General features: G+C 34.0%; 29 protein-coding genes and 5 pseudogenes. 11 read left to right on the forward strand and 23 right to left on the reverse strand.

From position 1 onward, the window contains the following. Window positions 1–133: 133 nt before the first annotated feature. Window positions 134–694, forward strand: coding sequence for a recombinase family protein (locus tag PQF83_RS27625; protein WP_000639134.1), 561 nt, complete (start codon window positions 134–136; stop codon window positions 692–694). 120 nt (window positions 695–814) lie between these two features. Here PQF83_RS27625 and PQF83_RS27630 read toward each other — a convergent pair whose 3' ends face one another. Next, window positions 815–1,054, reverse strand: coding sequence for a hypothetical protein (locus tag PQF83_RS27630; RefSeq protein WP_000043818.1), 240 nt, complete (start codon window positions 1,052–1,054; stop codon window positions 815–817). Between the two features lie 525 nt (window positions 1,055–1,579). Between PQF83_RS27630 and PQF83_RS27635 the strand changes: the two genes are divergently transcribed. Continuing rightward, entirely contained in the window at window positions 1,580–2,965 is a 1,386-nt protein-coding gene (locus PQF83_RS27635; protein ID WP_223290729.1) for an IS4 family transposase, read from the forward strand. A gap of 485 nt (window positions 2,966–3,450) precedes the next feature. After that, window positions 3,451–3,630, forward strand: a complete 180-nt coding sequence (locus tag PQF83_RS27640; RefSeq protein ID WP_000428143.1) for a hypothetical protein — start codon at window positions 3,451–3,453, stop codon at window positions 3,628–3,630. A gap of 67 nt (window positions 3,631–3,697) precedes the next feature. Here PQF83_RS27640 and PQF83_RS27645 read toward each other — a convergent pair whose 3' ends face one another. Both PQF83_RS27645 and PQF83_RS27650 read right to left on the reverse strand, forming a co-directional pair. After that, window positions 3,698–3,955 carry a hypothetical protein gene (locus PQF83_RS27645; RefSeq protein ID WP_095209908.1) on the reverse strand — a complete coding sequence of 86 codons (258 nt, stop codon included), beginning with the start codon at window positions 3,953–3,955 and terminating at the stop codon, window positions 3,698–3,700. Between the two features lie 275 nt (window positions 3,956–4,230). Further along, window positions 4,231–4,431 carry a hypothetical protein gene (locus tag PQF83_RS27650; RefSeq protein WP_002163380.1) on the reverse strand — a complete coding sequence of 67 codons (201 nt, stop codon included), beginning with the start codon at window positions 4,429–4,431 and terminating at the stop codon, window positions 4,231–4,233. Between the two features lie 269 nt (window positions 4,432–4,700). Between PQF83_RS27650 and PQF83_RS27655 the strand changes: the two genes are divergently transcribed. Then, a complete protein-coding gene (locus tag PQF83_RS27655) occupies window positions 4,701–4,838 on the forward strand; it encodes a DUF3956 domain-containing protein (protein WP_000376554.1) in 138 nt (45 codons plus the stop codon). A gap of 142 nt (window positions 4,839–4,980) precedes the next feature. On the opposite strand, the gene PQF83_RS27660 is transcribed toward PQF83_RS27655, so the two are convergent. The 3 genes and pseudogenes from PQF83_RS27660 to PQF83_RS27670 all read right to left on the reverse strand — a co-directional run. Next, window positions 4,981–5,172: a hypothetical protein gene (locus PQF83_RS27660; RefSeq protein WP_001250590.1), complete on the reverse strand. Its 192-nt coding sequence runs from the start codon at window positions 5,170–5,172 to the stop codon at window positions 4,981–4,983. A 357-nt stretch (window positions 5,173–5,529) separates the two neighbouring features. Next, window positions 5,530–5,808 (reverse strand): hypothetical protein, encoded by a 279-nt coding sequence (locus tag PQF83_RS27665; RefSeq protein WP_000691220.1) that lies wholly within the window; start codon window positions 5,806–5,808, stop codon window positions 5,530–5,532. A gap of 402 nt (window positions 5,809–6,210) precedes the next feature. Continuing rightward, window positions 6,211–6,444 (reverse strand): annotated as a pseudogene (locus tag PQF83_RS27670) (Holliday junction resolvase RecU); the annotation flags it as partial. A 101-nt stretch (window positions 6,445–6,545) separates the two neighbouring features. Here PQF83_RS27670 and PQF83_RS27675 point away from each other — a divergent pair. From PQF83_RS27675 to PQF83_RS28540, 3 genes are all read left to right on the forward strand, one after another. Beyond that, window positions 6,546–6,710, forward strand: a complete 165-nt coding sequence (locus PQF83_RS27675) for a hypothetical protein (RefSeq protein WP_000132657.1) — start codon at window positions 6,546–6,548, stop codon at window positions 6,708–6,710. A 390-nt stretch (window positions 6,711–7,100) separates the two neighbouring features. Continuing rightward, a complete protein-coding gene (locus tag PQF83_RS27680) occupies window positions 7,101–7,265 on the forward strand; it encodes a hypothetical protein (protein WP_001145521.1) in 165 nt (54 codons plus the stop codon). Between the two features lie 417 nt (window positions 7,266–7,682). Then, window positions 7,683–7,901 carry a hypothetical protein gene (locus PQF83_RS28540; protein ID WP_012614917.1) on the forward strand — a complete coding sequence of 73 codons (219 nt, stop codon included), beginning with the start codon at window positions 7,683–7,685 and terminating at the stop codon, window positions 7,899–7,901. Between the two features lie 405 nt (window positions 7,902–8,306). Here PQF83_RS28540 and PQF83_RS27685 read toward each other — a convergent pair whose 3' ends face one another. From PQF83_RS27685 to PQF83_RS27700, 4 genes and pseudogenes are all read right to left on the reverse strand, one after another. Further along, entirely contained in the window at window positions 8,307–8,591 is a 285-nt protein-coding gene (locus tag PQF83_RS27685; protein WP_000811978.1) for a hypothetical protein, read from the reverse strand. Window positions 8,592–8,596: 5 nt separating this feature from the next. Further along, window positions 8,597–8,758 carry a hypothetical protein gene (locus PQF83_RS27690; protein ID WP_000482387.1) on the reverse strand — a complete coding sequence of 54 codons (162 nt, stop codon included), beginning with the start codon at window positions 8,756–8,758 and terminating at the stop codon, window positions 8,597–8,599. A 31-nt stretch (window positions 8,759–8,789) separates the two neighbouring features. Next, window positions 8,790–9,014 (reverse strand): annotated as a pseudogene (locus tag PQF83_RS27695) (hypothetical protein). Window positions 9,015–9,037: 23 nt separating this feature from the next. Beyond that, window positions 9,038–9,763: pseudogene (locus PQF83_RS27700) on the reverse strand (ATP-binding protein). A 215-nt stretch (window positions 9,764–9,978) separates the two neighbouring features. Between PQF83_RS27700 and PQF83_RS27705 the strand changes: the two are divergent. The 3 genes from PQF83_RS27705 to PQF83_RS27715 all read left to right on the forward strand — a co-directional run bounded on the left by PQF83_RS27705 (window position 9,979) and on the right by PQF83_RS27715 (window position 11,891). Further along, window positions 9,979–10,506, forward strand: a complete 528-nt coding sequence (locus tag PQF83_RS27705; protein WP_000734522.1) for an excalibur calcium-binding domain-containing protein — start codon at window positions 9,979–9,981, stop codon at window positions 10,504–10,506. Between the two features lie 57 nt (window positions 10,507–10,563). Continuing rightward, window positions 10,564–11,265, forward strand: coding sequence for a class D sortase (locus tag PQF83_RS27710; protein ID WP_046647062.1), 702 nt, complete (start codon window positions 10,564–10,566; stop codon window positions 11,263–11,265). A 122-nt stretch (window positions 11,266–11,387) separates the two neighbouring features. Beyond that, window positions 11,388–11,891 (forward strand): hypothetical protein, encoded by a 504-nt coding sequence (locus tag PQF83_RS27715; RefSeq protein WP_000823722.1) that lies wholly within the window; start codon window positions 11,388–11,390, stop codon window positions 11,889–11,891. 539 nt (window positions 11,892–12,430) lie between these two features. Here the strand turns inward: PQF83_RS27715 and PQF83_RS27720 are convergent. From PQF83_RS27720 to cpaB, 13 genes and pseudogenes are all read right to left on the reverse strand, one after another. Beyond that, on the reverse strand, window positions 12,431–13,054 hold the full coding sequence (locus PQF83_RS27720; RefSeq protein ID WP_001088474.1) for a hypothetical protein: 624 nt from the start codon (window positions 13,052–13,054) through the stop codon (window positions 12,431–12,433). Continuing rightward, window positions 13,051–13,596: a hypothetical protein gene (locus tag PQF83_RS27725; RefSeq protein WP_001029022.1), complete on the reverse strand. Its 546-nt coding sequence runs from the start codon at window positions 13,594–13,596 to the stop codon at window positions 13,051–13,053. The genes PQF83_RS27720 and PQF83_RS27725 overlap by 4 nt, the downstream gene beginning before the upstream one ends. A 38-nt stretch (window positions 13,597–13,634) precedes the next feature. Then, window positions 13,635–15,210 (reverse strand): annotated as a pseudogene (locus PQF83_RS27730) (WxL domain-containing protein); the annotation flags it as partial. A gap of 151 nt (window positions 15,211–15,361) precedes the next feature. Beyond that, window positions 15,362–16,480, reverse strand: coding sequence for an RNA-guided endonuclease InsQ/TnpB family protein (locus PQF83_RS27735; protein WP_000599424.1), 1,119 nt, complete (start codon window positions 16,478–16,480; stop codon window positions 15,362–15,364). Next, window positions 16,443–16,688, reverse strand: a pseudogene (locus PQF83_RS27740) (IS607 family transposase); the annotation flags it as partial. The gene PQF83_RS27735 and the pseudogene PQF83_RS27740, both read right to left, overlap by 38 nt. Window positions 16,689–16,759: 71 nt before the next feature. Continuing rightward, complete coding sequence (locus PQF83_RS27745) at window positions 16,760–16,966, reverse strand: hypothetical protein (RefSeq protein ID WP_000949458.1); 207 nt, start codon at window positions 16,964–16,966, stop codon at window positions 16,760–16,762. A gap of 72 nt (window positions 16,967–17,038) precedes the next feature. Next, entirely contained in the window at window positions 17,039–17,242 is a 204-nt protein-coding gene (locus tag PQF83_RS27750; RefSeq protein WP_000900885.1) for a hypothetical protein, read from the reverse strand. A 66-nt stretch (window positions 17,243–17,308) separates the two neighbouring features. After that, window positions 17,309–17,512, reverse strand: coding sequence for a hypothetical protein (locus tag PQF83_RS27755; protein ID WP_000956353.1), 204 nt, complete (start codon window positions 17,510–17,512; stop codon window positions 17,309–17,311). A 42-nt stretch (window positions 17,513–17,554) separates the two neighbouring features. Beyond that, the gene (locus tag PQF83_RS27760) at window positions 17,555–18,421 is read right to left on the reverse strand and encodes a hypothetical protein (protein ID WP_000201161.1); all 867 of its coding nucleotides are present in this window, start codon (window positions 18,419–18,421) and stop codon (window positions 17,555–17,557) included. Between the two features lies 1 nt (window position 18,422). Then, window positions 18,423–19,355, reverse strand: coding sequence for a hypothetical protein (locus PQF83_RS27765; protein WP_000555801.1), 933 nt, complete (start codon window positions 19,353–19,355; stop codon window positions 18,423–18,425). Continuing rightward, a complete protein-coding gene (locus tag PQF83_RS27770) occupies window positions 19,348–20,772 on the reverse strand; it encodes a CpaF family protein (protein ID WP_000264623.1) in 1,425 nt (474 codons plus the stop codon). The genes PQF83_RS27765 and PQF83_RS27770 overlap by 8 nt, the downstream gene beginning before the upstream one ends. Before the next feature lie 15 nt (window positions 20,773–20,787). After that, on the reverse strand, window positions 20,788–21,609 hold the full coding sequence (locus PQF83_RS27775) for an AAA family ATPase (protein ID WP_000441032.1): 822 nt from the start codon (window positions 21,607–21,609) through the stop codon (window positions 20,788–20,790). A 16-nt stretch (window positions 21,610–21,625) separates the two neighbouring features. Beyond that, on the reverse strand, window positions 21,626–22,486 hold the full coding sequence (gene cpaB, locus PQF83_RS27780) for a Flp pilus assembly protein CpaB (protein WP_000804792.1): 861 nt from the start codon (window positions 22,484–22,486) through the stop codon (window positions 21,626–21,628). Between the two features lie 374 nt (window positions 22,487–22,860). On the opposite strand from cpaB, the gene PQF83_RS27785 reads away from it, so the two are divergent. Continuing rightward, a complete protein-coding gene (locus tag PQF83_RS27785; RefSeq protein WP_000353182.1) occupies window positions 22,861–23,031 on the forward strand; it encodes a hypothetical protein in 171 nt (56 codons plus the stop codon). Window positions 23,032–23,154: the final 123 nt, after the last annotated feature.

The following is a 23,154-nucleotide window of genomic DNA, read 5'->3' on the forward strand; positions in this document are numbered from 1 at the left end:
TAAATATGCATAATTGCATATTTTCCCTCTCGATAGAGTGTACCCTATTGATAATAACTTGTCTCCTTGATAATAAAGGGTTCGCAGACTATCAATAGCACTTATCAAAATTAAAGAGAATAAAGGTGAAAAAATGATATATGGATATGCTCGTGTCAGTGCACAAGATCAAAATCTAGATACACAGATTGAACAGCTCATGAAATATGGAATAGATGAAATTATTAAAGAAAAAATAAGTGGAGTAACCAAACAAAAGCCAGAGTTAGACTCTATACTTTTAAAACTAACTACTGGGAATACTTTAGTCGTAACTAGAATGGATTGTTTAGGTCGAAATACCATTCAGCTTTTACAATTAGTAGAACAACTTCGGGAAAAGGATGTTCACTTTGCGATTTTAAATTTGGGAATAGATACGAGAACGCCAACAGGAAAATTCTTTTTAACTGTCATGGCTGCCTTTAGTGAACTTGATCGAGAAATGATTAAAGAAAAGCAACGTACGGAAATAAAGTTAGCGAAACAAAAAGGATTGTATAGAGGAAGGTTGAAGAAATATACGGATAAGCACCTAGGTATAAATCATGCGATTGAATTGCGCAAGCATACCAATAAAACTGTTAAAGAAATATGCCAAATTACTGGTGTGAGTCAGGACGCTCTGTATCATAGATTAAAAGAACTTGAATAAAGTTCTTTTTTGATTTGTAATTAAATCCCAGAGTGGCCCCTCATACCGATAATCGTTTCCGTACCCCTATAATAGAAAAAGCTCTCACAATTGATGTGAGAGCCTTATAACCGAATTATACTATTTCATTCTACTTTCAATCTCATCCCTAGAATTGTACAATTCGTTAATCTGTTGGCGCTTCTTATCGTTCAAATAAGGGTTGTCCTTCTCTGTTTGATTCTGCTCTGTTTGCTCCTGGTGCAATGGTTTATATGGATGGCGCTCTTCTTCTCTTATTCCGTTGTAGATGATGACACCTAAAACAACAACTATAATCCCTAATAAGATTATGAATTCTTTTAATGTCTGCTTACTCATCTCTGTTTGCTCCGCTCCTTGTGTTAAAGTCTCTCTAGTTGTCCTTCAGCTTCCCATTTACTTTCTACAGGCTGTTTACCAATTTTATTAATTTCCATCTTTTTTCCTATTATGGTAGTTCTTTATGCTTAGACCATTTTTAAAAGCAGATATGTACTGTCTTTTATATAATGAAAATGAGGTAGAAAGATTTAGTCTTTTTTACTAACTAATAGATTTATGATATGTATTTCAAAGACCAATTTTACATTTGTTATTATATCACAATAAATTAATATAAGGTTAGGAAGTATTGAGTATCATAGTAAAACCTCTCGAATATAAAATTATTCAAAATGCAAAGTCTGTTTTATTAAAAACAAATGCAATCACATATGCTGTAAAAAAAGATTTATGATGTTTAAATCTAATTTTTTTACTATCCATAAAAAAAAGGCGTTATCCTTGCTGTATCATTATAGGAAAGGATGGCGTTTTTGTATGTCTATTTCTGTATCTGATGAATTAAACCTATTTGCTTGAGAAATTCAAAGCTTCTTATCTCCGAATATCTTACGAGATCTTGCTAGAGATGTTGGTTTTGGACAACGAACCAGTAAATACCAACCAAAAGATTTAGTCGCTTTATGTGTATGGATGAGTCAAAATGTTGCTGAAACCCCTTTAACTCAGTTATGTAGCTGTTTAGAGGTATCAACAGAAGTACTTATCAGTCCTGAAGGACTGAATCAACGATTTAATGCCACAGCCGTGCAATTTCTACAACAAGTGTTAGCCGAACTTCTCAACCAAAAGTTATCTTCAACTAAGCTGCTCTATTCTCCATACACTTCTATTTTCAAGCGTATTCGTATCCTAGATTCAACGTCATTTCAACTTCCAGATCCTTTTTCATTCGTTTATCCAGGTGCAGGAGGATGCAGCCATACCGCGGGAATGAAAATTCAGCTTGAGTATGATTTATTAAGTGGACAGTTCCTTCATATTCATACAGGTCCAGGGAAACAACATGATCGAACCTATGGTTCCCTGTGTGTCCCAACTATAACAGCGAATGATTTATGTATCCGAGATTTAGGTTATTTTCATTTGAAAGATCTTCAACATATACAAGATAAAAAGGCTTATTATATTTCACGTATCAAATCAAATACACGTATTTATCAAAAAAATCCTAACCCTGATTATTTTCAAGACGGCAGAATCAAGAAAGGTACAGAGTATATCCAGATAGATATGGAGGATTTAATGAACTCTCTTCAACCAGGACAAACATGTGAAATATCCAACGCTTATGTAGGAATGACAGATAAAGTCCCAACTCGTGTGATTGTTCATCGACTAACAAAAGAACAGCAACAAAAACGATTGCAAGATCAAACTGTAAGAGAAAAGAAGAAAGGAATGAAGTATTCTGCTCGTAGTAAACGACTTAGCGGTATCAACGTATATATGACAGCTACACCTACAGATATTGTCCCAATGGGACAAGTGCATGATTGGTATTCTTTACGTTGGCAAATCGAGATTTTATTTAAAACCTGGAAATCATTCTTTCATATTCATCATTGTAAAAATATAAAACGAGAACAATTGGAATGCCATTTGTATGGGCAACTGATTGCCATTTTACTCTGTTCTTCTACTATGTTTCAAATGCGGCAACTACTTCTTATGAAAAAGCAACGAGAACTGAGTGAGTATAAGGCCATATATATCATTAAAGATTACTTTCTTCTTCTTTTCCAAGCTATACAGAAAGACACCCAAGAGCTATCAAAGGTTCTACTTCGCCTGTTCAACCTCCTACAGCAAAACGGGAGAAAATCTCATCGATATGAGAAGAAAACAGTCTTTGATATATTAGGTGTCGTTTACAATTGTACCATGTCTGATAATCAAGCGGCTTAATTCAAAAAAATGAAACCCGTTAGGGTTTATTTCGTATGCAAATCTTTAAATTCCTTACACATAACCTTTAGAAAAAAGAAACACTCTCTACTATAATTGACGTTTTATGAGCTTAGCTTGATAGCGATGGGCTATTTCCAATTGTCAGTTTGTTATATGCCTATGAATTCTTTTCTGGGCTAATGTACCACCAGGAGATTCGTTGGCTTAAATTAATATGCATGGCGATAATGATTATAGGATTTATGGATATTCAAAAAAAGCTTAAAAACAAAGATTATAGAGTGGCTTAAATCACCAAACACTCTTGAACTCATTTTCGAATTATTGTATTATATTTTCGGGTCTTACTTCATAAATCATTATCAAGAGAATCTGCAGATTTGCAGGTTCTTTTTTGCAAAATAAAAAGCATCCACTACGTGATCACTTCATGATATTGTGATTCAGTTATTTAAAATCAGATTGATATGTAGGTGAAACGAATGGAAAATAAAGAACAAGAACCAAAATACGATTTAAACAAAATATACACATACGAAGAACATCCAGATAAGATCAGTGGTCGCTGTGACAATTGCGGTAATTCTGCATTCAAAAGTTCCATTAAAAATTTCATCTTTTTAAGAGAATGCCGTCATTGTGGCATGAAGAAAATCATCTAGCCCCTAGGCAGAGGTTTTTCTTTATAAAATAAAAAAGCAGCTGTTAGGCTACTTAAAGTTCGTCTTATCACCAAATAAAATGATATATATATTCTCCCGTTATACTTTCATCAATTCCTGCAACTCTAGCAAATCTCATCAAGTCAGCACCCTGAAGGAAATACATTGTTAGCATAACTGGCACCCGTGACCACATAAACCGATAAAGCTCACCCACCCTTTGCTTAGTCGTAACAATTAAATCATTCGCAGGTCCATTAATCCATGCAGTTGTCCTAACTGAAGTAAACGGAAGATCTTTCCCATTAACCACTATCCTCGCCATAATATGTGTTATATCCACATCAATCCCTCATTCCAAGAGCCAAATCTATTTTCCATATTTACATAAGTATTCAACGCTATAAGAAATGTTTAAAATGCTTCTTTATAAAATAAAAAAGCAGCGGATTCGCTACCTTAAAATCTACATAATTCCCTTTTCGTTCGTTTTGTTCACTTGTTTTATTAGATGTTCAATGAAATTGAAACTGTATCCTTCGGGTTAATAAGTACTAATAAAAAAGAGTGCGATTAAGATATGCACTCTTTCAAAAGACTTTACCAATCTCGACGATCATCATGATTATGATCACGGTCATGATTACGTCTACGACGACACTCATCACAATCACAGTCGCGTCTACAATGACATTCGTTAAAATCGTTTCTTCTACGTCTACGACCGCATCCGCAAAATACTAAATCATCCCAAAAGCTATTACAATCTCGAGAATGTCCAAAATTATTATTCCATCCCATAGATATGATTCCCTCCTCTAAAAATAGAATTCATCATATTCTATGATTAAAAGGTAGAAATAGTTTGTTTGCTAGTCTATATTTTGTATTTTAGGCTAATAATATTTCAATTTGTAAACCTATCTCACTTCTGTATTTTCAATCGTTGTGTTCTTTTGTTTTGTTTAAATGGGCTAATCTATTAATTTTATTAAATCCATTAACTTAAATATTACACATTAGTGTTTTATACATATACTATAGTAGATTGCTAGAAAGGTGGTGTAACCATGGATAGTTGCGTTGTGTTTGTAAATGGACAACCTTTTTTAGTTCTCTCAGTAGCTGGTATTGAAATTGCTAGATTAGAGATTTCTCTTCAAGTAGCTTTAGCTCTAAGAGTGCTTGGAATACCAATCTGTGATTAATTACCACATCCAAAAAAGAGGGCATTAGCTCTCTTTTTTTATCTCCCTCTTATCTCTCCTTAACAACAAACAAGGCGCCGCCCAGATCGCGCAGCGCCTACAATAACTGCTATAAACTTAATCAAACTTATTTACCCTCACATTATTTATTTCTTTGCTTCCATACCCCATTCTCTTTATGATAAGTATTCTTGCCGTTCATGAAGTCAGCTGTATTACCCGGAATGCTAAATTTCTTATTCTTTTTCTTAGCCTTCTTCTTCAGCCTTTTCTCTTCCTGAATAGCTTGCAAATCCGCCTTCCATTGTTTCAACAAATCCTTTTCACGTCGCATCGAATTTGTACCCCTTGGTTTAAATGTGAATCAAATAATTAGATTCTCCCTATTTATATACTCATTTAAACAAAATGTCTATTTTATTCTTATTCTCGTTTAATATATACCAATCTATGTTTTTCCTTCTAAATAGACCAACAATATATTAAAATCTTCTATATACCCAAGGAGGTTTACCACGCTTAATTTTCAAAACATTACCCATATTAGGGTTCTTTTGGTTTTTATACGGTTTCATCGGTATCATCTTTTATTACTTATTACTAACTCCTTAACGTGTAGGAACAAATCGTATAAATATATGTTTAATATGTAATTTTTATATAACAAGGGAAAAGCACCCGTATTGGATGCTTAATGTATACTAATATTAATATTGAATAGCTTCATTGATAGACTTTCTAGAACAATAAATATACTAGCTGAAACTGATCTATATCCGATATTCTTTCCTGTAACATTAATAGTAATCTCCGCTAAATGGGTTGGCACATCATGTTTTTCAAAAATTTTATCTTCAACCTTTTCAACTATAGCTACATTATCTACTTCTTTAAAAGTTTTTAGCAATTTTGTTTCTAATAAAGTAAAATCAAAATTTTCATCTTTAACCACATCAAATATAATCTTCACTTTTCTTTCCCCATTTTTAACTAGTTAATATATTAAAATCCGTTTAATTATATATTTTAGTATTAAATAATTCAAAAAATATGTTTTATAAAATCCCCCACAGTTAACCTATCTAATAGAGAAAAATAAAAAAAGGAAGAAGTTCCTCTTCCAATTTCAAGATTAATCTCAGCCTTCTCGTTTATACTCCGTAAAACCATCTCAATACTTCGACTATTTAATGAACTTGTAAGATAATGATACGGCAATTTAAACATCTAGTTATCCTCATCATTTTATCAGCTATTTATCGATATTTTTAATAATTTCAAATAGATTAAGTATATTCATAGATTTGTAATCCCTTAAATTTCTCAGTAGAATTTATAAATAAATCAACATCATATCTAAGGGAGGTTAAATAATGGAAAATCGTGTAACATTCCCTGTAGACTTTGCTTCAAATTCTATAGCTCGTCCCTTATACACGCCGTCATAGTCTACTGTACTTTTAAGCTTCATAGAACCCACTCAGCATACGGACACCTTTACAGGAGTCTGACACTTGTTTATTAGCGCCACTCCGCCTCGTTGATACATTTCATTTACTAGATTGGTAAGCATTTCAAATGTCATTCCGTGGTTTCCTAGCCCCATTGTTATTCCTCACTTTCTATTAAAAGGATTACTTCATTTAGTTTCTATAAAATGGTAATTAATATATAATTAAACTATTCAAATCTTAGGTGGTGATGCAAATGACTGATACAATCCGAATTGCTCTTTTTACTCTTGTAGGAATAAGTGCCGTATTTTCCGTAATTAAAGAATTTCAAAAACCAGAAAAAAGAAAGTTTTGGATTACATTCGAAGCTTTAATTCTGCTCGGAGCAGCCTGGATGTTAATAGGACTTCTCATGTAACCTACATAATTAGTACAGCCTCTTTGAATAAAACTCAATATTCCGTCAATAATATAGATGACATTAGATTTTTCTCCTTGTTCCCCCTTGGAGAGGAGCAGTTAGTTTTTGCTAACTGCTCCTTTATTTATAACAATGATAAAATTCTTTATAATGATTCTTCTTTATTTCTCAATATAAGGAGCCTTGGATTTCCATTAATAGTCCTGTAGTATATAAACAAAGAGTAAGGTAAGAGTTACTCTTTGCCATTTTAGAAGGGGTTCTGTTGGAGACAACAGGACCTTTTTTCATATAGAGATTGTTTTGTTTAATTTTTCACCACTAACCACAAAAACATCTTATAATCGTTATATACTAAATTAAATTACGAGATTAGGAGCAAATCAAATGCCAGTTACACTAGAACTTATTCTTTTCATTCTTATAGCAATTAGTGCTGTTGGCTATTTAGTAAAAGAACTTCAAAAAACTAGGAAAAGAACACTTGGAATTTCACTAGAATTTTTGGTTCTTTTTTGGTCAATATGGAAAATATCAACTATCATAATCTAATTTGTAAAACATGAATTCCTTCGAATAAAACTCAATATTATGTCCATAATGTTGATAGGCTGTATGCCAAAATCCATTTAGTTTTCTCTGTATCTCCTTGTATTGAGCAGTTAGCTTTTGCTAGCTGTTCTTTTATATGTAACCTCATTAGACAAGTTTTCATATAATGTAGTCATTCCTTTCTTATAAATTAAGCTCGTCACTTAGGTTATAAAAATGGGATTATATCCTATGACCTTTTCAGAAATTATTCATACTTTATTTCTGAAAAAGTTGCTCTGTTTTATAAAAAGGTGGTTGCGGAAACGATCGCCTTTTTATTTATGACCAAATGAATTTTTTAAAGATTCATTACAAAGTATGTTATAACTGGTACAATTCGGTATGATAAATATAGATCAAACATTGAAAGGAAATATGACAATAAGGAGATATTTTAACTTCGTTTCACTTTTCTTCACTGTACTTGTAATAATCAATCTTACAAATATACATACGAAGTACCAATTCTTTATAGGAGCATCTGTAGCACTGTTTGTAACTATTATTTCTACAAATGAAATTATAAAATTCCTTGCTACTTGTACCTTATTGGTTTACGGATTTACTGCTTTGACTTATTTAAGTATAGCTTGATAAATTTCAATTTCCCTTTGTGTTAAACTAACGTTTTTGTTTAAGATAATAGTTTTAGATTGGTTGGACACATTTACCAATTTATTCACCGCTAAATCCATGTTAAAATCTCTTGTGAGTACGACATAACTCAATCTTATGAAGCCCTGTAACATTTTCTGCGGGGCTTCTTTTTTCAACAAGACGTTAGTTAATTGTGCTGACTACCTTGATTTACAAAATCACTTTTTGTTCACTTTTTTGATACATTTATGAAACATTCATGTGTTATCTTCAGTATGTTCTTTTCTTTTTATAATGTCGTGTGAGATATACCATGACTAGAAGCCCTAGCCCCCTAATCCTAGGGCTTCTATATTTAAATAAGGATTTTGTATATTTTTATTCATTCCGTCCGAAAATTATTTATACGTAATATATAAATAATTTTATAATCCCTTTATGAAACGTCACGTGTTTCAAATACAACACTTTTTGATGGCCTCTTATCTTTCCGTATTTCTTTTTAGCCATTTCTATCGCTTTGCCTTCAGACTTTGCCTCAAACCAACGAAGCTTCCACTTCTCATCTTTATCGTAAAACTCTACTGAGTACGTCATAACGCTATTACACTTCAAGAATTTGTCTACGGTACTTGTTGCGGTATAATCAAAACTTCCGACTACATCCTCCAGTGTTAATTGTTTCATGCCCCTTACCCCATTGAGCGAGATTTAATTTTGTTCTTATCCGCTTGAGCCATGATTAATACGACAATTTTTAGTTGATGTCTTCCTAACTCTTTTGCTATTTCAAGAATATCTTTATCCTCATCCCACATTTCTCGTAATTGAACCGCTTCACTTTTATTAAACACTAAGCCCAACTCTTATAAAGGTATATATAAATTACCACGCGATTTCTTCATGTACTTTCACTGCTGCAACACCATTGTGTAATTCTCCTTTTTCAAATCCGTTCCAAGTCATGACATCCCATTCTCCCTCCAGTTGTAATTAATGAATTTCTTTTAACTCCGCCATAACAGCATAACGTCTTCTACCCATTTCTTCAGGACTGAGATTCCCTACTTCGCAAATACACAGTGCAAATTGATAGCAGCCATTCCCCATGTTGTTCTTAATTACTCCCGTTCTCACATACACACATCGGTTATTCCCCTTTTAAAATGGCAATGCCTTTCTTTAAAAGTGATCGTTCTGAAGTTATTTAGAATCCACGATACAATCCGTTCATCGTATGCCTCATCTAAACGCTTTCCGGTGAGGTTTGTCTTGAAGATAATTTACCTTGCCTACTATCGAAAACATCGAATAACACCCTATTAATGAGGTTTTTCGCTTTGGCATTGACATCTAACGCGCCTAATTCTGCTTCTAAATTATCGATTATCAATACTTCTGCTTTTACTAAGCTCCGAATAATAGCATCCTCAGTTAATGTAGAATCTTTACTGAATTTACTTTTTATCTTTCATAGCAATTCACCGCCTGTAATGAAGACAACTGATTTCCCTGCTCCTGCAAGCTGATCCACGATAGCATAAGCGAAATGTGTTTCCCTGCCCCACAATTCCCGGCCTTAATCGTGTTAAATACATTTCTATTGCAATAATCCGTCGCAATGACCTTTGCGAGTTCATAATTGTCAAAGTTTGCTTTCTTAATGTTGCTATGTGTAATCATGCTTTGTTGATAAAACATCAATTTCTTCTCATGAGCTTTATCAGCATCGTATTTCGCTTGCTCCTGTTGCTGAGGCTTCTTACTATCGTTTTCAAGGAAGTAACGCGGGCAAACACAACTTGCCCACCGAACTTCATCTTATTCATGCCATGTGTATCACAAACTTCAGAATCCATAGTCGTATTCAACTTTTTGATTATATCGCTTGGTGTTGCCGCCGCGGCTCTCTTTTTTATTTTCGTTCGACAAATATAACAATATAAGAATTAATGATTTGCTATCATTGTGTGGAAATCTTACATTTATCAACAAATTATTATTGTATTTTTAATTTTTAGAATGTAAAATATTTCTATGTAAATACATACCATTTAGGGAGATGGAGAAATTCATGAAAAAACTATTAGCTTCAGCAACAGCGTTCACACTATTAACAGTAGGATACAGCTCTGCTGCATTTGCAGAAAAAAATCCAAATGACAAGAATTGCAGTCACTTTAAAAACAAACAGGAGGTTATGGAATTCTGGCACAGCAATGGATACAGTGCGACTAACGATCCTCATGATTTAGATCGTGACAATGATGGTTTACCTTGTGAAGTAAAAAAAGGGGATTACGATCAATTTTTAGCTAGTAAACAGCCTACTAAAAAAGATGAAAACAAACCACAAGAGCAAGTTAAACAGGAAAATACTAAACAAGAACCTGTAAAACAAGAAAATACACAACAAAACAACCAAGCAACAACCAATAAGCAAGAGCAAACTAAGCAAACAGCTGTAAAGGCTGAAACAAAAAAACAAGGTGAAAAGTTGCCTAATACAGCATCAAACGGTGTTACAATGATGCTTGCAAGTGCTGGCTTAGTATTAGCCGGTTCAATTCTTATATTCCGTCGTAAAAAAACGAATGCATAAACTAATACCTAAAGACGGCAGGAATATTCCTGTCGTTTTTAATGTGGAGTGATAAACTTGAAAAAACTTGATTGGTTGGGAGTTTTATTAATTACTATAGGCTCTTTTGCTTTTGTTTATTACTTTATAGATTGGTATGATGCAAGAAAAACTGTTGAAGCCTTAACAAGTAATGAAATTCAACAATATCAAAATATACAATCTGCCACTAATGATGGAAAAGATGCAAGTGATGAATCAAACAAAGAACAATCCCGTTATACTCTACCAAATCAAGAAACTAACCTTACAAACACTAATGAACCATTACCAGGATCACCAAAACAGATTCCAGCTTCTCAAGCTCAGCATCAAATGGGAGAAAAAATCGCCTATATGGTTATACCCAAAATTAAACAAAAATATCAAGTTTACTGGGGTGCTGATGCTAAAACTTTAAAAAAAGGAGTAGGAATGTTTGTTAGCGATATTACGACTACTCCTTCAGGTAATGGACATACAGTTTTAAGCGGACATCGTGATACGGTATTTACTAATTTGGGAGATCTACAAGAAAATGACTATATTTTAGTTGAGTATGATAAAAGAGTATACATTTATCAAATTCAAAAACATTGGATTACAGATGCAAATGATCGTACTGTAATTGTCGCAAAAGATAAATCAACTTTAACATTAACTACATGTTATCCATTTAACTATATTGGAGATGCACCGGAACGATATATCATTGAGGCATCCTTAGTTGCTATTAATTGAAAAAGAGAGCTTCGGCTCTCTTTTTTTATTCCCATTCGACATAATATGACAAAATAGTTATGACTGAATTTGTTATGCTTGTTTCAGAAATCTTACAAATTGAATGTGTGGAGGACAAATATATGAAACGCAAATTACTTACAGCACTAACTTGTAGCGCATTACTTATGGGATTAGCTGCTTGTGGTTCAAATGATAAAGCAAGTACATCAGAAGAACCAAAACAAGAAACTAAAAAAGAAGATGAACAAAAGAAGTTAGATGAGCAAAAACAGGAAAATGAACAAAAGAAAATAGAAGAACAGAAAAAGGCTGAAGAACAACGCAAACAAGAAGAGGCTACGAAAAAGGATCGATCAACAATTACTTCTGGTAACACTATTAAAGGCTTAAAAGACGAGCTATCCATTGGTATGTCATTTAAAGATTATCTTGCTAAAAAGAAAACATTAAATGTAGAGAATCCCTTCAGTATTTCACTTGGAAAAGGTAATGTAGGTAGTGTTCTTCAAGCTCAAGATGGAGTATTAGTTGTATGTATTGATGGAGAAAAGATATTTGATTTAAAAGTATTTAAAACTATTGACGAAGTTAAAGCGTATGAAAAAAGCTTAAAAGCAAAATGAAATAACATTTAGATTGGCGTCCAATACATATTATTAAAATTAAAGTATTCCTAGTCGGAAGAAGGCAATTTTTGATATCGTTTCTATAAAAATCATCTACAAAAAAATGGTCTAAATCTAGACCATTTTTTCTTTTAATTATTCAAATTCAGATGTAATTCCATTGTATTTTTTTCTCTTTACCTGCATCATCTGCTATCAGCCAAATTAATTGTCCTTTATGACCTGTAGCACTAACCATTTCAGATTTCTTTAAACTATTACATAGGTTTGTAACAAGCTTTTTTAATACGTTTAAACTGCATAGATGTTGAATTTTAAACTTATCGCTTAGTGCACTCATATTATTATTTAGGCAGAATATCGCCAATAAACACGATATTATTAAATTCATAAAATGGATTTTTTATCTTCTGTAGCAAAAAATCCTGCATAATTAATCCCCTTAAATCAATAATAGATAGGCTAAATACAAACAGCATACTAATAAGTTTCCCTACAGTAACTGAACTACTTGGTTTTTTTCCCTATCTTTTTATTTACCTTAACGCAATCCATTCATAACTTGCCCACTCTTTCGGCTTCTTATCATACTTAATACGACCAGTTGTACAGAATGAAGCAATCACCCATTGTATAAGATTCATCTTGGCATATGGATCAATACAATCCTCTATTTTTTTTAGCTGATAGCCTGTACTATTTTTCTGCCAAATTGTATATAAACGAAAATGTGTTGTTGTAACAAGTCTAGCTTTTGTTGTAACTTGCCATTTTGCAATTTTCGTTAAATCTTCTTTTACTTTTTTTTTATAATCTTGTTTTATTACCTTATAACTCTTCTCTTTATTAATTAGTCCATTTGAGAATGTAAAAGGCTTTTGATGCACCTCATAGACAGTTCCTTCTTCATCTCCTAAAATATTTGATTCTACTAAGAATATATTTTTTAGTTTTAACTGTTCCGTTAATTCTTTTCCACTCCTATAAAACGGTTTTTTTATCCTCTGAAGCAGGACAACCTGTACAATTAATCCGATAAGTAACGGATACGCTAGTATAAACACCATATTAATAAACATATTTGTAATAAGTACCCCTACTAATGCGAATATCGTGAAATAAATATACGTTTCTCTTTGATGAATGATTCTACTATTCAAGCTAAAACACCTCCGTTTTGATAAATTGTGAAAGCAACATACACAATTGCTCCTAATAAAATAGAACAAGCCCCCGGAAAGCTCTGTATCAGCTGTATTTCTTTCTTTGGTAGTTTTGCCCCAAATATAGAAGCAGCATGCTCCAATTGGTCTTTAATCGCTCCTACAAACCCTAAAATTTTAATTAATCGATACACACTAGCGACCCAAAAGAATAGTAAATGGAAAGCTGTTAATGTAATAGCGGTAAGGATAGCTGTTTCTTCTACTACATTACTAACATATACAGCTACCACAACAAGCATTTTTGTATCACCTGGTGAAGAAAATTTAAATGTCTCTAACAACAAACCACATGCTAAGGCCATGGCTAGTACAATCACAATCTCTTTACCTGTTCTTATTCCAGCAAAATACGTGATTCCTATACCTACAATTAAGAATAGCAAATGCCATATATTTTTCGTTTTTCTATATTTCAAGTCAGTAAATATATTCAGGGTCATATATCCTAGTAGTATTCCTATTACATATATATTCATAATTTTCCCTCCTTATTTTTTCCTGTTTAGATGGATTATTACGGTCCACTCACTAGAGACCAAGTGACCGTAGAAGTATAAGTAACTTGCCGATTCTTCCCTACATAAGTTGTCCCTGGATCTATCTGCAGTTGTAATCCATTTTGTCCAAAATCGAGTTGATATTCTCCAATTGCTACATCTTTCGAAGCCCGGATAATAGTGTGTGCTGCCCCATTATCAATAGGTGTATTTGGAATCTGTATAATAGGTTTCCCTGTCTCTGGACCCTTTACTTTTGTTACACTCACTTGATTCTTTATGGATAGAGAACCCTTTGGCAATTGTTTTGCAATGTTCGACTCTGTAAATGGAGAAATTGTCATATTCAATCTCCATCCATCCGCTTGATTTCGACTATCATGTATCATGAGTTTACCTAATGTACCAAATGAATTTTGCTTTTCTCCATTTAGTTGAATTGGGGTAAACTCTACACTTTTAGGAACAGTAAGCATATCTACTCGTCCTTTTTGTGTGGTAGAAATATGCTTCGTCGCACTTTTATTCCCAGCTTTATCTACTGTTCGGATATGTACATATTGTGGTTTCGCATAATCAGTCGGAAACTGAATGCTAGTCTGATTTGTAAACTGAACACCACTTACTTTATCAATTGATGTGTCGGATTTATCATTCACTACATATTCATATCCTTTTACGCCACTTGTTACAGTTGCAGGAACTTCCTTAGAAAAGTCCGAAACGTCATTCCTACCAATTCCACGGATTTTATAATGATAGGTACTCCCATCATCTTTCGCAGGGGCAAACGTTACTTTATTTTTTTTCAGTTCTCTATTTTCAATTTGGAGGCCTCCTGGTGTTGTGGGCACTGCCTGATCTTTTTCTTCTTTATCTACATGGTCAGAGAGTCTACCATTATATATTTGCTGATTCCCTTGGTATACTTCTGCTTCCGATGCGTATCCCACTTTCAACTCATCTACATATGTAATTCCTTCAGAATAGGCAAGCATATAAAAAGTTACGCCTCGTTGCTCGGTAATATAAAACGGATTATTTGCAACTTGAGTATTCATACTAAATGTAGACCATCCATTTATTTCTTTGTTCGTATCATTCTTTGTGACTGTACGGTTATTTGGTAATTGGATCGGTGTAGCCCATTTTCTTATTTTTAGGCGATCCCCTTGTTTCATTGGAGTCACAATAGTACTATTTGATATTAACTTGCCCTTTCCAGAACTACCCTGGTAAGGTATTACCTTATCAATCGTGGGTGAATCTTGATATACATCTTTGTTTATATCCGAAGTTATATGTCTTCTATCCCTCGGTATATTGGTACCGGGTTCTCTTTCTGGAAACAAAGAGATATTACTAATTTCTAATTCTTTTGAACAGCTTGGAGCATCTTTTAAAACAGTAGCGCATAATAATCAAATTCTCTCCTTGTTTCCCAGCTTCCATCATCATAGAAACTAATTCTCCTAATCCTTGTGATTTCGCCTCACATATTGCTGAAATATAAGCATTATTAGGTACGTTTAATCGCTTAAAAACAGCAATTGAACTCTCCATTACTGTATAAGGATATAAGACTCGATTCCCGTTGCAAAAACCTTATAAAACTATATAAAGTTTGTTTATTTCCCTGTTCTACGTGTCCGATTTTGCCGAAGCTACTTTCGTTTGATATAACACTCCGAGGGCGTGAATTCGGATACAACGAATCCTACATATTAGCAATAACGTTCATGTGTTAAGTTGCTAATTGATAACGCGACAAATTAATAGATGCGTTGAAATCTCTGTCTATTTCATGTCCACAGTCACAGGTGTATATCCTTTCGGATAAACGCAAAGTTTTTTTGATTTCACCGCAAGTCGAACACATTTTAGACGAAGGAAACCACTTATCAGCTTCCATATACTCAATCCCATATTTCTCACACTTATACTGTATTTTCATTTTGAAATCATATAAATTTTGTTGTGCAATAGCTTTTGATAAGTGTTTATTCTTCATCATTCCTTTGATATTCAACATTTCCATCACAACTCTGCAAGGTTTGGTTTTCACGATTGCAGTAGTTACTTGGTGAATATGATTATCTCGGACATTTTTCAAGCGCCTATGTAAGAGTTGTATCTTCTTTTCAAGTTTTATAATGTTGATGGTTTTGACGAAACGGCTCCCCTCCTTATTCATTTCATATTTACGAGAAACTTGACGTTGCAACCTACGAAGGCGTTTCTCCGCCTGCTTAACTACCTTTGTTTTATTAATGTTTTTGAATTTCATTCCATTCGAACACACTGCAAGTTCTTTAATGCCTACATCTATCCCTAAACTCTCAATTGTTAGTTTTTGCTGCATTTTCTCTTCTTCAATACCTACGGACAAATACCAATACTTCCCATCGAAATGAATACGTGGATTCGTATACTTCACATCGATTGGTAATGATTCTGAGATTTTCATCCATCCAACTTTTTCAATCAACACCTCGTTATTTCGGACTTTCAATTTCACATTATCATTATAAAAAGACGGCTTTGATTTTCTTCTACTTTTGAAACGTGGTTTATCAGTCAGTCCCTTGAAGAATCGCTTATATGCTTGACAAGCATCTTTAATCGCTTGCTTTGTAATGTTATTGGATACCTCATATAGCCATGCATATTCTTCTGTTTGCTTCAAAACTGTTAATTCTTTACGAAGGATGCCGTCAGATAAAAATTTACCACCGTGCTTATGATTTTCTTCCTGTTTACCTAATGTCCAGTTATAAGCCCATCGGGCTGTTCCGACAGATTTCCAAAGTTGATGTTCTTGTTCTTTATTCGGTCTTATTCTTATTTTCCTTGCAAGTATCATTTTCCATCAACTCCTTAATCATCTTCTTGGCTTTATTGGCTCTTTTACCTTGCAGTCTACTGCTGAGAACAGTGGCAATCTGAATTAAACTTTCTACTAATTCTTGTTCCTCGGTCTTTTCGGTATGGTCAATGACCTCAATAGTCGTTCCATATCTATCACATAGGTTTTCGATTAATTCATACCCGAATTGAATTAACAGATCTTTTACCTACTTCCTTATGTTTTAAAAGGAGGGAGCTATATGAAACACGCCCCCTCTTATTTTCAATCTAAAACTTATTTTTTGTTCCAAGAATCTACATCTGCATTGCTTGATGCTTTTGTGAATCGAGCTAGAATTGTATCATAACCACCTTGGATTGCTTTCCATACAAACGGTCCAATTACTAATACAATAATTACCGCTAAAGCGATTAACATTCCGTTTTCTGATGACAACTGTGAATCCTCATTTTTTAACCAATTCTTCATTTTTGATAACATTGCATTTCGTCTCCTTTATATATCGATTTTAAGAATTTACTAAAATAAGAACTTAACTATTTAAATCTTTTATTACTTATTCCAAGAATTCACGTCTGCATTGCTTGATGCTTTTGTGAATCTTGCCAGGATCGTATCATAACCACCTTGGATTGCTTTCCATACAAACGGTCCAATTACTAATACAATAATTACCGCTAAAGCGATTAACATTCCGTTTTCTGATGACAACTGTGAATCCTCATTTTTTAACCAATTCTTCACTTTTCCTAACATGATTGAATCTCCCTTATCCATTTATTTGAGCTATACGTAATAAACATCCTTGATTTAAAACTTCTATTATTTGTTCCAAGAATTCACATCTGCATTGCTTGATGCTTTTGTGAATCGTGCCAGGATCGTATCATAACCACCTTGGATTGCTTTCCATACAAACGGGCCAATTACTAATACGATAATTACCGCCAAAGCGATTAACATACCGTTTTCTGACGATAATTGTGAGTCTTCATTTTTTAACCAATTCTTCATTTTCGTTAACATATATTTTGCTCCTTTACCTATTCCATTTTGAATAATGTTTTTCTATATACTTGCAAATCCTTGCATTAAGGATTGAATAACAATAACCATTGGATAAATTACAATACATCCAATAACAGCTACGTTAAATTTATTCATTTCCATTGGCTTATTTTGAATGAGACGGTTATAGTTCTCATGTTTTAACTCACGCATCATTTTAATCTGTGCATCCATAATACGAAGACTCTGTACCTTGTCCGTTTTTTGTGCTTGTTGCAATGCAATCGTAAAGGTATTTACTTCTGGACTATTTAAGGCTGCAGCAAAGTTTCTAAATGGTTGATCCGAACCCGCATACATTTCTAATTCCGCTGTAAGTGTAGATACATACGGTCGAAGATGTCTTCCAGCATATATCTGCGCCTTTTTTACTGCTTCTAATGTTGTATGTGTTTTTAACAACTGCAGCATAGGAATTAAATACTCCGGTAATTCGAACTTCCTTGCTTCTATCGCCTGCTTGATTCTTCTCTTTAATAGATAATCAGGATAGAAATAAAGCAGTGGTGAAATCAAAACGCCTACTTTAAATAAGTAGTAATCATGAAACACTGTACATATCAAGAAAACAGAAGTGAAAATGATGGGATACGCAACCTTCATTTTCAAATATTCTTCTGGTTTCGTATCCAAACCAGCTTCTTCTAATTTTTTCTGGATCAGCTCTTTCTTTTCTTCTGTCAGATACTTATGTGATAACGACTGGAAGGGAGCGAGCATCATTTGATTTAAATTCTTTTTTTCAATTCGTTTTGCATTTTCTACATAGTTTGTAAGTAGGCTACCGCTATCTTTTTTACTTTGTAGAAAGGTAGAGAATACCCAGTACATGACAACGAATACCACTAAAGCTAAAATCGTAGCCACTTTATTCCCCTCTTTCTGTTGGATTATAATTTGCAATCTTTTCTACACGGGTTGCTAAGAAAAATACAATGAACATATTTACCGCTAATGCAATTTTCCCCATCATAGAACCTGCTAAAAATCCATATGCTTCTTTTGACATCAACATAATCACAATCGGCATGGCAATCACGATTAAGCAGTTCTGTACAAACGCACGTTGTGCTTGTGACAAACTAGAACGTAATCTTGCCAGATATAGCTTTTGTTTTTCGAAATCTTCTGCAATATCTAATAAGACTTGTACTGAATTCGCCCCGCCTTCTCGACTACATACTTCCAACATTTCATGGAAGAAAACCAATTCTCTAAAATTAAAAGTTTCATTGAATCCTTTAAATGCACGGTGCATTGTAGTTCCACCTTCTAATAAAAGAGAAACTTTTTCTATTTCTTCTTGAATGCTCTCATGCATCATTGGCTTTACTTGTACTAACACGCGTTTAGCGTTATTACTAATTTGAAGAGCATTCGCTACTGCCTTCATATAAATAGAAAGACGGTCAATAACAACCAAGTAGTAACGTTTTTTTCTTCGATAGAGAAGAAATCTCGGTACTAAAAATCCACATAAAGCAGAAATCAGTGTAAAAGGATCTCTTCCAAAGGAGAAGTAGAATATTGCTGCTATACTCATTCCCGAAAGAATCGTATATACCCAGTACATACTTTTCGTCAATTTCCACTCGTACTTTTGGGCTTCTTGGATAACAGATTGTGGCAGATACATTCGTATGCCTTTAATATTCCTTAATTCTAAGCGCCTTTCTTCTTTCTCATTTTCTTGTACAAATTGGGAAAGTGCAGAACCTTTAGATTTTGCAAAAAGTAAAACAAGTAATACTATACTAATAAAGATTAATAATATACATCCATAGGCGAACAAACTATGCATACTGCACCTCCTGTTGTGAAAGGAATGGTGCATAAAGAGCCGGGTTTACAGAAGAAGAACGGAATTTCCTCTCCATTTCGGCTGACATTCTTGCTGTAATTTTATGCTGGCCATGAATCTTTCCTACTCTTTCATTCATTTCATCATGTTCCTCGTATGTCGGAATAAACTGAGAAAGTTGATTAAATTGTATATCACCTTGATAATCCAATAATTCAATCATCTCTGTAATATAACGATTCCCATCATCTTTCTTTTCGAAAAAGACAATCACATCAAATGTCTGTGAAATTAATTCATATAAATATTGAGCACCAATATTCGCACCACTTTGTAGACACATAAGCATTAAACGTCTTACTGCTTCTTTTGCACTTCTTGCATGGACAGAGGTAGAACCCGAGTGTCCCGTTTGGAAGAAGTTAATCATTTTCAGGGCTTCTCCCCCCCTTGATTCCCCTACAAGTAATCTCTTTAGTCCTTGACGTAAAGCATTCGTTAACAATCTATCAAAATCAATTGCATTTTCTTCAACTTCGGATGCTCTACATTGCATCGGAACAAAATGATGCTCTGGAAATATGCGATGTAAATAGAGTTCAGGATTATCTTCCACTACAAGAGTACGTTCATTCTTTGGTATATGAGAAGCGAGGTACTTCATAAACTCCGTTTTCCCTGTTCCTGTTGCTCCAGCAATTAAAATATTCATTTTGGCTTTCACAGCTGCCGCCAAAAAGTCCAACATCTCTTTCGATGCTTGATTTGTGGATAACATACGTTCTTCTGAGGCACGAAGATGATCTGCATTCTTACGAATAGTAATTGTTGTACCAAGTCCAGCAATCTCATCTAAGGCGATATTGATACGAATATAAGGGAACACGCAGTCGACAGATGGCTTTGCTGTATTAAGTGATTCTGACGTACTGTTTACCATCTTATAAGCTAAGGCTTTTACATCTTCTTCAGCTTCATATCGATACTTGTATTTGCATTCTCCCTCACCAATTTTTTCGTATATAATCTCTTTTATGCCATTGATATAAATATCTGTTACATCTTTATCATCAATCAGAGGTTGAATAATTCCAAATCCCACAATATCGTCACACACCATGTTCAGTAACTGTTCAGAAGGTACCTCTGAAATGACGACTTGATTACTTAATAAGAAACTTTTGATGATTTGCTCTACAGCTGCTTTTTTTTCCTTATTCATAAAAGATTCACTTAAGATATCACGATGTTCTTTAACTAAAAACGCACGAATTTCATCTGTTATATCTTTAATTTGTTGAGCTGTAGTTGTTCCTAACTTTCGAGCTGATTTAGAACGAATCATATAACCAAAATGATATAAATCAACTCGATTTCTCTTTAAGGCGACTTGTTTTCCCTGTAAATAGCCCCACATACTACTGCCTCCCTTTTAATTTCGTAAACCAAAGAGACCCTTTTTCATAGAGGATGTATGCTGGGTTGGAATATCAAGACCAGCTGCTTCCATAATGTGATGGACCTTTGTATTAATTTGCGGGGAACCAAACTGCATCCCCCATTCATAACTCGTACGATCCCTGTCATACGGAATTGTCACCGCAATTTTTTGGGAAGAAAGCTTTTCAATATCTTCTACATAATCCTCATCTCCCATATTTAAAACATGAATCATACGAGGCAATGTTAGCTTTGCTTCTTCTAGTAGTTGTAATTCTCTTTTAATTGCTATTGCACCACGAGGGTTGCCGTTTAATACATGAACAACAAGGTCTGATTGGTATAGGATTGGATAACTCAGAACCTCAGATAATTCAGTTGGTACTGATAGAATGATAAAATCGTATTCTGTATCTACAAGTGATTCTATAAATGTCGTTACAAACAGTTCTTTGTTTTGAATCTCTGGGAATTGAGCTAAGTTATAACCTGATGGAAACACCAGAAAACCCATCTTATCGTGCAATTTTTGCATCAACCTTGGATTCACTTTTCTCTCTAATAAATCTTGCTTGGTACAAATATACTGCGAGAGATTGGATTCATTTTCTTTTCTTACAAGTTCTAAGATGTTTTTACTATCGTGGCTAAGACCAGTTCCAACTGCAAAGCTAGGTCTTACTTGGTCTGCTTCAACATAAAGCACCTTTTTCCCTAAATGAGCTAATTCATTTGCCATCGCAATACTTAATGTGCTTTTCCCTACATTTTCGTTTGTTGCATAAAAGGCAATGATTCTTGCTTGCCGCTCCATCTTAATAACCCCTTTCTTACTTAGATTCATTCAGATACTGTGCTACATACTCTTTTACATTTTTAGAAATTGGATTAGTCGAATGCTTCTCTACATAGTCTAAAATGTTCTTTTGATCAGATATTTGTGAGAATCCTTCAGCTGGTTCTAATTCTTTCCCTGTTTGCTCCACCTTTTGTCCAACTGCAACAGGAATGACATCTCCAAGTGTTTTTGCACGATTTAAGTATTGAAGTTGTTCAGGGGAAACAGCCAGTGTGTATAATCGCGTTACTTTAGGCTTTTGTTTTCCTTCTTGTTCCTCTTTTGATTCTTTCTTTTCTAGCACAAATGCATCTTCTGTATTGCTATCTTTTGCAGCCGTCACACGTACACGTTGGAACAGACCACCAAAGACAACCTTCTCATTGTCTCCTTCTTTCACAACTTGTTTGAAATACAAGTCCACATACGTGTTTGGGATAATACTATTCCCTGAACTTGTTTCCAAATCAACGAGTAACGGGAAAGCAACTTCTCCATCTTTCAAATTTAAAATAGCAGAGTCCGGTAACTCCTCTTTCTTTACTACTTTGTTTTTAAAGAGATAGCTATTTTCTGTAATGGGTTGCCCATCATTTGTCCACTTACCTACAACCTCTTTTTTATTTACACGTAATGCATTTGGGGGAATCGCATCACCAGGTAAAGTTCGTTCCACTAGCATGTCTTCTTTAATTTCTGTATGTGCAGGTATATCCTTTGCGGCTACAACAATTTTTGTTGGTTTTACAGCATTTTCTACTGCGAAATGATTGTATCCATAGATACCCGCTACTGTTGCAGCGGCTAGACCTACCGCAACAATCTGCTTCTTTTGAAACTTAGATGGCTTCAATGTTTGTATTCCTCCTTATGTAGCCTTTAAACGCAAAAAAAGGACACACCTATGGCATAATGCGCCTTAGGTGTGTCCTTTTAGCTAATCTAAAGTCTATATGAAAATGTTGGATTTGATTTCTTTAATATTACAATTTCAATATTATGATATATAGAGTTTTATGTCAATCATTTCTAAAAAAAATATTATTTTTACCATTTCAAATCTCTGATTCCAAAACTTAAAAACCCTTAAAAACGTTGTCATATCAAGGCTTTTAAGCTATTAACCCAACCGTAAATATGGTATAATTAATATAACGTAACTGAATATTTCAGGGTGGTCGGTTGCTTTCCTTTCTCTTTTATTTTATGGAGAAAGGAGGTGACACTATGGACATTCTTTTCACGATAGCAATTGAAATTGTAAAAGTTATTGCTAGAGAAGTCGCTGTGTTTGTGGCAAAACGTATAGGGAAATCCCTATCAACGTCTTGGAAGCAAATACAAAAAAAGCGACGAAAGACGAAAAGAACCACCCTCAATGCCAGCAAGCGTCTGTGAACCGCACCCAATTTGTTAGACAAATAACTAACAATTGGAGGTGCGGTTTTATTATGTCTAGAAAATATAAATTCGAATTAAAAAGAAATGCCGTTGAACATTATTTAAATACAAATGATTCTT

The organism is Bacillus sp. FF-1 (assembly GCF_028548245.1).
In the GTDB taxonomy this organism is placed as follows: domain Bacteria; phylum Bacillota; class Bacilli; order Bacillales; family Bacillaceae_G; genus Bacillus_A; species Bacillus_A paranthracis.